The sequence below is a fragment of the Caballeronia udeis genome (genome assembly GCF_044909315.1).
Classification (GTDB): domain Bacteria; phylum Pseudomonadota; class Gammaproteobacteria; order Burkholderiales; family Burkholderiaceae; genus Caballeronia; species Caballeronia udeis_A.
Map to the genome: position 1 here is coordinate 19,344 of NZ_JBIYEB010000054.1, position 12,844 is coordinate 32,187.

12 protein-coding genes are annotated in these 12,844 nt (G+C 55.4%); 6 read left to right on the forward strand and 6 right to left on the reverse strand.

Annotated elements, in window-relative coordinates; translation table 11 throughout:
• Positions 1-9 precede the first annotated feature (9 nt).
• The 5 genes from ABH944_RS42700 to ABH944_RS42720 form a co-directional block, all read right to left on the reverse strand.
• On the reverse strand, positions 10-621 hold the full coding sequence (locus ABH944_RS42700) for a GNAT family N-acetyltransferase (protein ID WP_404615136.1): 612 nt from the start codon (positions 619-621) through the stop codon (positions 10-12).
• Positions 618-878 carry a hypothetical protein gene (locus ABH944_RS42705; RefSeq protein WP_404615134.1) on the reverse strand — a complete coding sequence of 87 codons (261 nt, stop codon included), beginning with the start codon at positions 876-878 and terminating at the stop codon, positions 618-620. The genes ABH944_RS42700 and ABH944_RS42705 overlap by 4 nt, the downstream gene beginning before the upstream one ends.
• Positions 875-2,485, reverse strand: coding sequence for an AMP-binding protein (locus ABH944_RS42710; RefSeq protein WP_404615132.1), 1,611 nt, complete (start codon positions 2,483-2,485; stop codon positions 875-877). Before ABH944_RS42710 ends, ABH944_RS42705 begins: the two co-directional genes overlap by 4 nt.
• A 104-nt stretch (positions 2,486-2,589) precedes the next feature.
• A complete protein-coding gene (locus ABH944_RS42715) occupies positions 2,590-4,629 on the reverse strand; it encodes a hypothetical protein (RefSeq protein ID WP_404615130.1) in 2,040 nt (679 codons plus the stop codon).
• Between the two features lie 206 nt (positions 4,630-4,835).
• Complete coding sequence (locus ABH944_RS42720) at positions 4,836-5,210, reverse strand: YybH family protein (protein WP_404615129.1); 375 nt, start codon at positions 5,208-5,210, stop codon at positions 4,836-4,838.
• Positions 5,211-5,347: 137 nt separating this feature from the next.
• Between ABH944_RS42720 and ABH944_RS42725 the strand changes: the two genes are divergently transcribed.
• The 6 genes from ABH944_RS42725 to ABH944_RS42750 all read left to right on the forward strand — a co-directional run bounded on the left by ABH944_RS42725 (position 5,348) and on the right by ABH944_RS42750 (position 12,388).
• Positions 5,348-6,808: a TrpB-like pyridoxal phosphate-dependent enzyme gene (locus tag ABH944_RS42725; protein ID WP_404615127.1), complete on the forward strand. Its 1,461-nt coding sequence runs from the start codon at positions 5,348-5,350 to the stop codon at positions 6,806-6,808.
• Positions 6,805-7,092: an acyl carrier protein gene (locus ABH944_RS42730; RefSeq protein WP_404615125.1), complete on the forward strand. Its 288-nt coding sequence runs from the start codon at positions 6,805-6,807 to the stop codon at positions 7,090-7,092. The genes ABH944_RS42725 and ABH944_RS42730 overlap by 4 nt, the downstream gene beginning before the upstream one ends.
• Positions 7,089-7,784 carry an alpha/beta hydrolase gene (locus ABH944_RS42735; RefSeq protein WP_404615123.1) on the forward strand — a complete coding sequence of 232 codons (696 nt, stop codon included), beginning with the start codon at positions 7,089-7,091 and terminating at the stop codon, positions 7,782-7,784. Before ABH944_RS42730 ends, ABH944_RS42735 begins: the two co-directional genes overlap by 4 nt.
• 23 nt (positions 7,785-7,807) lie before the next feature.
• Positions 7,808-10,672 (forward strand): amino acid adenylation domain-containing protein, encoded by a 2,865-nt coding sequence (locus ABH944_RS42740; RefSeq protein WP_404615121.1) that lies wholly within the window; start codon positions 7,808-7,810, stop codon positions 10,670-10,672.
• Between the two features lie 196 nt (positions 10,673-10,868).
• Positions 10,869-11,777, forward strand: coding sequence for a TRAP transporter substrate-binding protein DctP (dctP, locus tag ABH944_RS42745; RefSeq protein WP_404615119.1), 909 nt, complete (start codon positions 10,869-10,871; stop codon positions 11,775-11,777).
• A gap of 125 nt (positions 11,778-11,902) precedes the next feature.
• On the forward strand, positions 11,903-12,388 hold the full coding sequence (locus tag ABH944_RS42750; protein WP_404615117.1) for a ParB N-terminal domain-containing protein: 486 nt from the start codon (positions 11,903-11,905) through the stop codon (positions 12,386-12,388).
• 223 nt (positions 12,389-12,611) lie between these two features.
• On the opposite strand, the gene ABH944_RS42755 is transcribed toward ABH944_RS42750, so the two are convergent.
• On the reverse strand, positions 12,612-12,844 hold a 233-nt coding region (locus tag ABH944_RS42755), incomplete at its 5' end, for a hypothetical protein (protein ID WP_404615115.1).

Sequence of the window (12,844 nt, forward strand, 5' to 3'; positions counted from 1 at the left end):
CCGCCTCCGTTAGGTAGCTCCGCGCAGCAGTCCATCTCGAACGCCAGACCACTCGTTGCGCAAGATGCTGTAATAAACTGCGTCCCGGCGCCGTCCGCAGGGCATGTAGTTGAAACTACGCAATACTCCCTCTTCAAATGCGCCGATACCGGTCAGACCGCGACGTGCCCGGATATTGAGCACGTCCGTTTTGAACTCGACACGCTCGCACTGCAGTTGTTCGAAAGCGTGCTCCAGCAGCAGTCGCTTCGCCACGCGGTTAATGCCGGTTCCTCGATAGGTCGCACCAAGCCAGGACCATCCGATCTCAATGCGTCGATCTTTCTCGACTAGATTCCCAAAGGCCATGCTCCCGACAATCGCGCCAGTCGAAGTGTCGACAACGGCAAAGACGATTCTGGTGCCAGCACGGGTGTCATTGACCGCTTGCGCGATGAAAGTGTCAAGCTCCGACTCCGACCGTACAACAGACACAAAATATGTCCAAATTTCAGGATCCAAGGCTATCCGCAAGAAGTCGTCTCGATCCTCAAGGGTGATCGCGCGGAGGCGAACGCCTTGACCTTCCAGGACGACGTTCGCTAGCGCCTTGACGCTCCACAAATCCGTACGATCGCTCATCGATTCACCGCCTTTCTGCTTATCAGGTTAACAATGTCGCACGGCGTATGTAACGCGGCGATTTCATCTTCGTCGATGGATGTAAGCGCAACGCCGGCGTCTTTACATACATCGGTCATCAGGATGATTCTGTCCAGCGACGTCAACCCATAGGTGAACCTTAGATCCTGGTCCATGTGTAACACCTTCGACTCACTAGCCGGACGGTTCAATATCTTTGCCAGATGGTCCTGCACCAGCGTCTCGAAATGCTTCATGCGCATACTCCATACATTTTATCAATATCACGCGAATACAACTGTGCGATTTCGCGTTTCTTGGGTTTGAACTGTGACGTCAAGGTCCCGCCCTCGACCGAGAATGGTACGGGGGCAATAAAGAACCTTAAGACGCGCTCTTCGCCCGGTAATGTACCGTTGAGTTCGTCGATATAAACACGAATTCTTTCTTCGGATTCCTGCTGATATCGCGCGCTCCCTTGGTTACCACTAGAACCGATAGAGATGTGAGACAGCACGGCGGTTACGTACGGACGGCCCGAGCCTATTAATATGCATTCTTCAACTTCCTTATGCCCCTTGATCGCTTCCTCGATGTGGCGTGTCGCGACATTTCTCCCACTGGTCAGCACGAGGATATCGTCTGCACGTCCCTGGATATAAAGGTAACCCTCCTCGTCCTGGTACCCGATATCACCGGTATAGACCTCGCCGCCGGGAAGGAATACGCGCTCGCTATCCCCATCGCGGCAGTATGTGTACGACTTGTTCACCGGATACTCACTTCCAACAATTAAGACGCCGTTCCGGTCGAATCGAATCCGTTTGTTCGGTAGTACCTTCCCGACGCTTCCTCGCCGATGCGCACCGGGAAAGTTCTTTGAGACGATACATGTCTCGTTCATCCCGTATCCCTCGTACAGCGGCATCCCAATCGCGTCGAAACTGCGCAGCGTTTCGGGTGCCGCTGGCGCAGATCCAGTCCACAAATAACGGATTCGTGTGCCGAGCAGCGATTCGGCGCAAGCTCGCCGACGCTGCACATCGTTCGCTTCGAGACCAGCTCCGTCGATCTTCTTACGCAGCCCCTCGTAGAACGCCGGTACTCCCATGATCACTGTCGGCTCGACCGCCGCAGCCGCGGCAAGCGCGAATTCCATCGGCACTACAGTGACATCGTGCTCGTAGACAAGTGCCGAGTAGACCCAGTAACGCTGCTGCAAAAGCGACAGTGGGAGAAAGACCAGAAGGTTGTCGTCCCCGCCGTGTGAAAGGATTGTTTGTACCGCTCGTATTGAGCTATCAATGCTGCCGGCAGTCGCACCCAATCCTTTTGGTTCACCGGTACTACCCGATGTGAACTTGATCGTCGTAACGTCGTCGCGTTCATACCCGGACCATTCCCGCATCCCGCTCCCCTTCGTCATCCGTCCCACACCCTGCGGCGGGACGGGTGCCTCTGCGCTCTGATCCTGCTTCGAAAATAGGTTTAGTCCTTGCAAGAGTTGCCCAATATCGACTCCCGTCATGCCAGACGATCCGCGTTCCGAATAGAAGCCACGTAACTCATAACGTTCGATCAATGCGGCTGGATCATTGAATCTCGCGAACTCGAAGCCGGCGGTCACGAGGCCCAGTTTCAACGCGGCGACATCCACAAGCAACCACTCGAGCCCGTTCCTCGCAAGAACGCCGATTTTGTTACCTCGCGCCAGGCCTGCGTGATGCATGCGCTCAGCCAAAACCTCTGCCGTTACGTCAAATCGCTGATGCGAGATGCTTTTCAGGCTTCCTTCCCGAAAAAAGAAAATCTTTTTCGTGGGGGACTTGCCTTCTCCCGTGCGGACCTTGTTGACGATGTTCATCTCTACCCTCACCACGGTACTCCTTTCGATCTGCATTCCTTACCGAATTGGATAAAACGAGTACTGGATTCATTGCCCGCCGAGTGTGCGAATCTTAGGGCCGCTCACGCTTCGACTGTCTCGAGGCTCGTCAGCGGATCAATGTCAAGATAGCGTCCCGCCTGAAAGCCGTGAATCGACAGAGATGAAGCGCCTGGACTGCATAGATATGCGACCCATGCGCCATACACTGCTTCGAGCCATAACGTTCGTTTTCGCACGCGCAGCATATCGGCTGTGGAGAACGCGTGTCCTTCCATTCGGACAACCCGAACGTCATAAAACCCGCGATAGCGATGATTGGCGATGCTTAACGCCGGGCGTGACATGTCTGGTCCAGGGCAACGAATCGAGTACTTCACTCGTGCCCGGTTATGTGCGGCTCGATGCATGTCGGAATGTTCCGCGATGTCCGGAATCAGCGGCGGATAATACCAGTGACGTCCCTTGAATATCAAGGGACGTTCTAGGTTGCCCGGGATGAAGTGCCAGCGATTGAATTGCATCCGCTTCTGGACCGAGCTGGCGATTGCCAACGCCTCCGTCTCACCGACCCGACGGGCCAAATCATAGCCGACAAAACAGGTAAAAAAACTCGCCGGTGTCAGACTGTGGATGACCGTTCTCAATACATCCTCATCATAGACATTCAGTATTTCGGGCACGCGCAACGAACTCGACATTCCATAATCCGCTCGCACTGCCAGCACCGCGGACGCGACGATCCGCTCCATCAAAAATTCCAGCCACCCTTGACTTGCCCCTGCTGGATTGCCCGTTGAGACACCCTCGTGCGTCACCAAACTCGCACCACGAGTGGCGTCGCGCGCTATGGCCGCGTAAGCCAACTGCGTTATGCCGACTGCCTCCGATGGCACCGTCTGCGGCGTCGCTCCAACGAGTTCGGTAAAGAGCGTGCCGAATTCGATCCACCATTGATCTTCGGGTTCATCCGAGCACGCCGTTGGCAGAATCTTTTCAGTCTTCTGAAAATTCAGTCCATATATCCATCTGTAGCGCAACCACGACTTGCCGGGCGCGCGCAACGTCTGTTGCCGGATCGCTTCCGCACGCGCAAAGAGACCTAAAGTTTCGTCGACGCTCACTTCGTTGCCGGCCATTTCGTACGCCGTCGCGAGTTCTGAAAGCCGTTTCAGGAGCGCGCTGGCAGACAAAAGCGCGCCGTTGAATTCCTCGAATCTGACTGAACGACCCGATGTGAACAACGCATGCAGAGCCGCGACCACCAGTACCTCGTCGGACGTCCAGTCCTGATACTCGACGTCGCGTAGCCTTGAGAGATAACCCGGATTGCGTTTGTCGTCGATCAAATTGACATACCGGTCGATCAATGCATAGAAACGGTCGCCGACATAGAAGCACACTGACTCGACGTGTTCGACGTGATCGATTACAGCCTCCAGCACCGTTTCGATCTGACCACTTTCGACCACACCGTCGAGCGCTTCCTTGATTTGATGAAAGGCTCGAGCTTCGGTTTCTCGGTAGGCCGCTACGCGCGTACCAACAGTCTTCGACTGATCGCGATTCAATCGCACAGTTCCGAGGACGACAGGGATCTCTGCTTCCGCATACTCGACCAACTCATCTTCGATGGGTCTGATATGGAGCCGCCCCAGCGGGTTGATGTATAGGCGGAAAACCGAGTCGACATCACCTTCCAACTTCGACTCGCTCACCTGAACGGCCGCCTCGAGGCGGATCGACCGATCCTCCTCCAGCACCGACAAGACTGCCCGGTCAATGTGGTTCAGCGCACCGACCGCCAGATCTTCTGGATATAAACCACCGTGAGTCAGTGCGTTCATCGCGCGCTCGTACGCTAGGCCACCGATTTTCCTCGGTATGTTGACGTATTCGGTCAGGTTTAATCCGTACAGGCTGCTTGACGGAAACTGTGCGCGACTCGCATGTGCTGTTGGGTCCATTCGCAATCCTCTATCGTTTCCAACTAGTTTCGGACACGGCAAGGTGTTCTTTGCGCGTTGCTCGTGCGAACCGAACGATCGAATCTGGGCCGAGTCCTGCATCAGGCGCTTAACGCGGCGTGAAGCTATTTCAATAGGTTTCCGCTGCGCCAGCAACTACCAAATGTTGTAGTCTGGGGCCGATCGCAGGAGCCCATTGCGATCTCACTTAACACACGGAAATAAACAAGGACGCACCCCTTGGCGAAGCATGGATTCATGACATTTACATAGTAATTCTTACGTTCCCTGATAGCACTCGTCGTAATTGCGGCACCTGCTCCAGTAACGCACGGCAGCCTGCCGCTCGAAGTCGGTCGAAATTATAGCTTTGCGGTGTTAGGCGGCGCATGGCAAGCGACAACCCTCAAGAGTTGGTTCATTTCGTTGAGTTCGAAGAGATCGCAGACACGTGTGCCGTTTTCCCGCGTGTAAAAGATACAGAACGAACGTTGCCCGAGAAGGACATGCTCCAACGTGAAGTACATCCCGGGTGTCTGCATTCCAATTTCAAAATTCTTCCGCAGATGCTCCTTGCCACGAATCCATCCGTGAGCGACACCCCAACGTTTTGCGACGAGCGGCGAATTCAATTCTGCGTCGTCAGCGTATAGCGCCATCAACGCATCGATGTCGCGCTTGTTCCACGCGTCGCACCATTGCGTCGACACGTTCATTGCCCATTCACTAGTCAGCATGGTTCCTCTTAACGGGTAAGGGTGAAACGGCTTGGGGAAAATCCGCGCTGCCCGATCCTACGGACGACACTGACACTGCCGGGTTTTTTATAAAGCCCCCTACATCCTCCTTCAACTACCAGAATTAGCAGTATCCAATGCCAGTGCAGCACGGTACCGTCACGTCGAAAACATGCACGATACATTCACTGTGTACTTGCGCTAATAAAACGGAGCATTTCATGCACTCTCTGACGCAGGCGGAATTTCTGCCCACGCATTGGTACAACGTGTTGGCCGACCTACCATTCGCGTTGCCGCCGGATATCGCCGCGCCGGATCGGATAAACAAGGCAGAGTCGGTAAAAATGCAGATCCCTCTGTCACTTGTGCGACAGAACAGTTCGAGAGAAAGCCAGATTGCGATTCCAAAGCAGGTATTGGACATATATCGTTCGTGGCGACCCACGCCACTCATCCGCGCGCATCGCCTCGAGCGCCATCTGGACACACCCGCTCGCATCTATTTCAAATATGAGGGCGGTAACGCAAGCGGATCGCATAAACTCAGTACGGCAATCGCACAGTCCTATTACTATCGCTCAGCCGGTGTGAAACGCCTGACGACTGGCACCGGAGCGGGTCAATGGGGCACGGCGTTAGCCATCGGTTGTCAAGCCTTCGACATGAACTGCACCGTCTATATGGTCGGAAGCAGCTACCAACAGAAACCGTACCGGCGCTCGATGATGCAATTGCATGGTGCCGAGATACTATCGAGCCCCAGCCTCCGCACCGCCGCCGGAAGTCGCCTTGTCGCCGAGGGTAAGGTCGACACAGGAAATATCGCATTCGCCGTCACCGAAGCGCTCGAGGACGCACTGGCGAGTGAAGATACGCAATTAAGTGTCGGAAGCGGCGAAACGTACTCGATCTTGCACTCGACCGTGATTGGTCTCGAAGCAATGAAGCAACTCGCCTCGATAAACGAGTCGGTCGACATTGTGCTGGCTTCGCTCGGCGCTGGCAGCAACTTCGGCGGTACCGCTTTGCCGTTCATCGGCGAACACCTGAGAGGCGGTCGTGCCGTTCGGTGCGTCAGCGTCGAGCCAGCGGCATGCCCGAAGTTGACTCGCGGATCTTATCGCTATGACTACACAGACGGCTCCGGACTCACACCGCTGCAGAAGATGTATACGCTCGGAAGTCACTTCAAACCCCCGGGCATGCATTCTGGTGGTCTTCGGTACCACGCATGCTCGAAGGTCCTGAGTGCCTTGTATCACCATGGCGAGTTCGAGGCAGTGGCGTATGGTCAGACCGACGTATTTCGCAGCGCTGTACTGTTCTCCCGCCTGGAAGGCATTCTTCCAGCGCCCGAATCAGCGCACGCCGTACACGGCGCCATCGAGGAAGCGATTGCGGCTCGGAATGCAGACACGCCCGTCACGATCCTTTTCTGTGTCAGTGGGCACGGGTTGTTCGATTTGTCAGCGTACGACGAGTTTTTGAGTGGGCGCATGGAAGACGCCGAGGTTTCCGGAACCGAAATCGCACGCTCGCTGGCGGCACTCCCCGTCGTAGACGATCTAACATCCCTTAGGCCGCAAAAGACATGAGCATCGAAACCCTTCGCAACGCCGCGATCTCCGCACTTGTTGACAGCGGCCGCCTCACCATCGCAAGAGACTCGATCACGGACGACACCCCAATTACGGCCGGCGGTCTTGGGCTGTCTTCGGTTGCCTTCTTGCAGGCTTTCGTGCTGCTCGAGGAACAATTCTCGCTTACCTTCGATGATGCTGCCGTTTTCGGCCATAACTTCTCGACCGTTGGTGATTTCATCAAGTTTCTGGAATCTACTGTCTCTACTGACAACGTGCAGCAGGAAATACTTCGATGACGACATCGCTGCCATTGCACTATGTTGGCCGGGACAGTTCTAACCCCAACGGCGAAGCACGCCCACTGCTCGTATTGCTGCATGGGTTCGCGTCGTACGAGCAGCATCTCTTTCGGCATGCGGGACTCTTCGATCCGCAGTGGCCGATTATCGCCCCGCGAGCCCCATTGAGAATCGGGCCCGGCGCTTATCGATGGTTCTACTTTACGCGGACAGCTACCGGTCCGATCATTGAGACAGAAGAGCAACACGTAAGCCTTCGTCTACTGGTCGTATTTCTTGAGGCAATACGGGATCAGCGCAAGCCGAGGCAGATCTTCCTGTTGGGACATAGCCAAGGAGGCAGTATGGCACTGTCGGTGTTAATGACACGCCCAGACCTAATTGACGGGGTCGTCAATGTCAACGGTCGTATCGTCCCCAATAACGCGGCCTCACCTTCGGCCGATTCACGATTGCGTGGCTTTCCCGTTTTCACGCGCCACGGGGAAGACAACCCAATCGTTCCGCTGCCCATGGCGCATCGCACGCGAGACCTTCTGATGCAACATGGCGTCTCGATCGACTATCGCGACGTGCCAAACATTGGGCACGGTTTTACGCCGGAAATTCTCGCAGATTCCTCGCAGTGGCTCAAAGATCGCGCTGAAACCCGAACTGCGCAACCAGTCAACGACGCACCGCTTCGCTGATTGGCCTTGCCAGGTTTCACTTCGTGTTTCTCGTAGCCAGCCATGGCTCACACATTCAACTGGTGCCCAGCGCCGAGTGTATCGAATATTACAAAAGCGAAATGACATCGGACATCGAACGCAGGGAGCAGTACCTGGTTGTGGAAAATCCCGACCAGCATTTGTCAATATGGGAAGTTAAACGACAGCTGCCGGCCGGATGGTCTGCCACGGGGTTCTCTAGCGATCGTCAGCAATGCCTTGACCATATCCGTTCACTTCCATCAGCACTCGCACGCGATCCAAGCCGCATCGCCGTCACCACCGCGACAGGCACGTTGCCACCTGGAATCTGGGACGCTTTTTTAGACCAAGCGCAACAAGATCCCGATGCGCTCGCGATCGTCTATGGCGACACGAAGATCAGTTACGACGCATTGATGCGCCGCGCCGCGAGTATTGGGGCAGCACTGCCACCGCCCAAAGCCGGCCGCCAGCCGGTTGTCGCAGTGCTGCTTGATCGTTCACCGGACTCGATCGCAGCGATGCTCGCCGCGATCGAGTCCGGTGCAGCAATCCTCCCCTTGGACCCATCCTATCCTCAAGACAGGATTGCGTACATGCTGAGAGACGCGGACGTGGAAACCGTGCTTACTACGCGCGTATTACAAGGATGCCTACCCAACGGTGGTGGAGGCGGCTTCGTCGCGGTTGAAGAGATCCTAGATACAGAGCGAACTCCGCAATACGCCCGCGATCACCGGCGTTGGCGCGGCGAACTGGCATACGTCATCTACACGTCTGGGTCGACCGGCCAGCCGAAGGGCGTCATGTGCACACAGGCCGGGATCATGAACCGACTGGAATGGATGCGCGATACGTTTGAGATCACCAATACCGATCGCATCCTGCATAAAACGCCGATTAGCTTCGACGTCTCAGTATGGGAAATCTTCTTGCCGTTGATCAGCGGCGCGAGCTGCGTCCTAGCGAAGCAGGATGGCCATCTCGATCCGGACTATCTTGCGCGCGAGATCTATCGTCATCAGGTGAGTGTCGCGCACTTTCTACCGTCGATGTTGCAACGCTTCATCGACAATCGACTGGTGCATGGCTATCGTCATCTCCGGCACGCTTTCTGCGGTGGTGAAACCCTGCATCGCAAGACAGTGTCGCAATTCCTGGAGGGGTCGACGGCCGCTTTGCACAACGTCTACGGCCCCACCGAGGCATCGATCGGCGTCACCTGTTGGGACGCCACGCTTCGGCCGGACGGCATCGTCCCTGTCGGCCGTCCGATCAGAAACGTGGATATTCGGATCATGACCGAACGCCTGGAGACTGCACCTGAAGGACAGACGGGAGAAATTTTCATCGGTGGTGTCCAACTGGCAAAGGGCTATCTGAAGCGACCCGAACTAACCGCCGAGCGTTTCGTTCCAGATCCAGACGGCAACGGGTCGCGCCTCTACAGTACCGGAGACCTCGGACGGTGGAGCAGCGACGGCAACATCGAGTTCCTCGGGCGCCGCGACAACCAACGCAAGGTTCGTGGATACCGCGTTGAACTGGACGAAATCGAGGCCGTGCTGATGACGCACCCGCTAGTCTTGCAGGCGGTGACGATTGTCTCTGCGGTCAACGATACAGAATTACTGATTGGGTATGTGGCCGCTCCTGTCTCTTCTACGACGTTATTACCCGAACTGCTGACACTGCTCAGGGCGGTGCTCCCACACTACATGATCCCGTCAGCCATCGAGGTACTACCACGTTTACCGCTAGAACCAAACGGTAAAATCAGTCGCTCCGCTTTGCCCTCGGTTGGCGATCCTGTGCAAAACAGCGACCGCAAGATGCCTCGAGACGACCTCGAAGCTGCTTTGGCAGGTATATTCGAAAGCGTCTTGGATGTATCCCGCATCTCCACCGATGCGGACTTCTTTCTCCATGGCGGAACGTCGCTAAAAGCCGCGACCCTGATTAACAGAGTGAATTCACTCTTTAAACGGCGGCTTCCAGTCCGTGCGATGTTTGAATATCCGACAGTTGCGGCTTTGGCCAGTCTAGTCCGCTCCGATCATTCAAAACTGATTCGACGTGATCCCGTTGTGCCGCTCAAGCGTGGAGACGGTAGTCCACCACTGTTCTGCGTATCACCGGTAGGCGGTTCCTGTTATCGATATATAGCGATGGCTAACCATCTACCAGCTTCGATTCCTGTGTACGGGCTTCAGGCCTTTGGTCTGGAAGATGGCGAGATACCCGAAAGAAATGTATCTTCGATGGCCAGTGGTTATCTCTCGGCTCTACTGCGCGTTCAACCTATCGGGCCTTACCGGCTATTGGGCTGGTCCTTCGGCGGATTGGTCGCGTTCGAGATAGCACGTCTGCTAGTTGCAGAAAATAAAGAGGTCGAGTTGCTTGCCTTGCTAGACACGCCAGTCCCAGTACTCAATCCGGAAAAAATCTCAGATGTCCACGCAGTGCAGGCGCTTGCGAAGCAGATTTTGGGTACAAAGATTTCCACAACGCAAATTGACCGGTTGACGGATCTTTCCGCTCTGATCGCTATTGCGAAGACAATGAAGATTGTTCCTGAGGACTTCTCGGTCGATCACGCGGATAGATACCTGCGCGTTGTCAGAACCTCGATTGAAGCGGGACGCAATTTCCGGCCACAATCGATCGACTGCGAAATGCTTTTCATCCGTGCGACCCGATCCAGCGGCCAGGAGACGCCGTCCTCAGACCGGAACGATCGGGATTGGTCGCGGTACCTGGAGCGATCGCCGCAAGTGATCGATGTCGCATGTACGCATCTTGATCTCGGTCAGCCGGAGATGGGAGAAACGGTGGCACGAATCCTAACTGCCCATCTGACGTCGGTCTCTCGGGCCGCCCCCTAACCGACCACTACGCAATAGACCAACACAAAGCATCGTGCCTGTGCACGCACCTCTCGAAACCCGGTATAGGAGATATCATATTAAAACGCTTTGTTCCCTTATAAGGCAAATCATTGTGTGCGCTTCCCTAGCCTCCAGTTCCACTTTCGGTGACACCATCCAGTGGACAGCGGTAACGGAATACCCAAGCACGACGATGCCAGGGGTTGGCCTGTTGACGTTCGCGACGGAACTGAGCAATCTGTCAGCCGGAACAATGACAGTACGAACTTCCGACGACAGCACCTTGACCGCGTTATCTGCGCTGAGCGCCGTGCATCAGAATCACATCATGATCGGTGACGTTCACGGCGGACCGCTTAGCGCAATAGAGCCAATTTTCAGTTTGGTTTCACTGCCGTTCCTGACCGCATCTGTGGACGACACCCAATGCCTGCAAAGTGTCACGCGTGACCTGTACACAAGACATTTAGATAGGTTAGGTGTCCACCTGTTGTATTCAGCCCCATGGCCCGCAACCGGCCTGTGGTCTGCTACCTCGGTGCAGTCATTGGCTGACATGCGCAAGCTCCGCGTGAGGACCTACGATGAGACGGCCGCGTCCTTTCTCAAAGCATTGGGGGTCGATGGCGTGCATATGCCGATGAACGAGGCCCTGCCCCTCCTAGCAACCGGCGAAATTACTGCTGTCATGTCGTCCGGCGACGGCGGTGCGGGGCAACGCCTTTGGGAGCATTTACCATATTTTGTCGAACTTAATTACGCGGCGCCGCTGTCGTTCGCGGTTTTGAATCAATCGGCCTACGCCAGATTGACCGAAGCCCAACGCCACTATGTCGACGAAGCCGCGCGTCGTACCGAAAAGCGCTTGTGGACAGTTATGGTAGATCGTCAATCGAAGAACTATGACGCCATGCGCCAAAACCACGTCACGATCCAATACATGACACCGACGTTTGCAGAGGAGCTTAAGCCGGCGTCACAGCATGCGATAGATGATTGGAGCACTAGAGTCGGGCCGGACGGAGAAGAACTACTCAGACGTTATGTAGCTTTGCGCCCGATTGCAAATCGCCTCCATGATACCGACATTTGTTCGAGGTAATGCGCGCCCGAAAGACCGTGACATGTGTCGTTGCATAGCTACCACGTTGCTCGGGGGAGCAGGCGACCTAGAATGATGCCTTCCAGCCTACTTGACAATGTATTTGCGTGCGAGGTGATCAGGCAATGAAAGAGAGCATAAGCCAAGAACGGACTGTTTTCCGAAGCGATATTACGTTGCTTCGTCCCGAGCAGCTTTGGCCAACGGAAGCCTTCATCCCAGACCGCGTTCAAGAGGTGGGCGATCAGATCACGGCGGAAGGCCGCTGGCGCTTCCCGCTCCTCGTTGAGCGTACCTCTTTAGTCATCATGGATGGTCACCACCGGCACGAGTTCGCCCTTCGGCATGAGCTTTACTGGGTGCCTTGCTTCATGTTGGACTACTCACAAGTGATACTCGAATCGCGCCTGCCGACGGTCCATGTTAGTCCGAGTGAAGTGATTTTGCGCGGCTTGCAGGGTCGGCTGTATCCTCCGAAAACCACAAAACACACGTTGCGTCACCCTTTGGACTTCCGCTGCGACATAGCATTATCAGAACTTCTTATTTCCAAATATACAGATAGTCGCGAAGGCAACGGAGCACCGAATCTGACGCAGGCCAGGCAGTAGAGCATTACGCATTCTATTCCGTTTGAAGGTTACCCTTGCAGCAACTTCACGTCTTAGCTATTGGGATAGTCGAGAGCGGCAGTTGCGATAAGCGCCCGTACACTTATGTTCGCTCCACCATCGCCGAGAGGGCGTTGTCGACTTAGAGGCGTTAACACGCTGGCTAAATACAAATGTCGTAGTTTTGATGTCCGGTTTGAGTCTGTCTTTAACGGTTTGAATCTTACGCAGTGTTGAAGGAGAGCCTTGAACCGGCAGGGCGTGTCAGTCCGTTCAGCGAGTGCGTGCAGACCGCTGGCCAGGTGTTGAAGGCGTCGTTGATTGCTGGGCGATCTGCATGATCGCCTGATTCAGGTCTTCTGTAAGCGTCATGCAGAGGCCGCGCCGACCGTTCAGAACTCAAATTCCGATAGTCGTTCGTTGACGGCAGCGAGGTCAAAAGCATCGGGATCGAAG

Bases quoted from the DNA above. Each gene is read 5' to 3' on its own strand.
- ABH944_RS42700 (WP_404615136.1), bottom strand. From the start codon at position 621: ATGAGCGATCGTACGGATTTGTGGAGCGTCAAGGCGCTAGCGAACGTC.
- ABH944_RS42705 (WP_404615134.1), bottom strand. From the start codon at position 878: ATGAAGCATTTCGAGACGCTGGTGCAGGACCATCTGGCAAAGATATTG.
- ABH944_RS42710 (WP_404615132.1), bottom strand. From the start codon at position 2,485: ATGAACATCGTCAACAAGGTCCGCACGGGAGAAGGCAAGTCCCCCACG.
- ABH944_RS42720 (WP_404615129.1), bottom strand. From the start codon at position 5,210: ATGCTGACTAGTGAATGGGCAATGAACGTGTCGACGCAATGGTGCGAC.
- ABH944_RS42725 (WP_404615127.1), top strand. From the start codon at position 5,348: ATGCCAGTGCAGCACGGTACCGTCACGTCGAAAACATGCACGATACAT.
- ABH944_RS42730 (WP_404615125.1), top strand. From the start codon at position 6,805: ATGAGCATCGAAACCCTTCGCAACGCCGCGATCTCCGCACTTGTTGAC.
- ABH944_RS42735 (WP_404615123.1), top strand. From the start codon at position 7,089: ATGACGACATCGCTGCCATTGCACTATGTTGGCCGGGACAGTTCTAAC.
- dctP (WP_404615119.1), top strand. From the start codon at position 10,869: ATGCCAGGGGTTGGCCTGTTGACGTTCGCGACGGAACTGAGCAATCTG.
- ABH944_RS42750 (WP_404615117.1), top strand. From the start codon at position 11,903: ATGAAAGAGAGCATAAGCCAAGAACGGACTGTTTTCCGAAGCGATATT.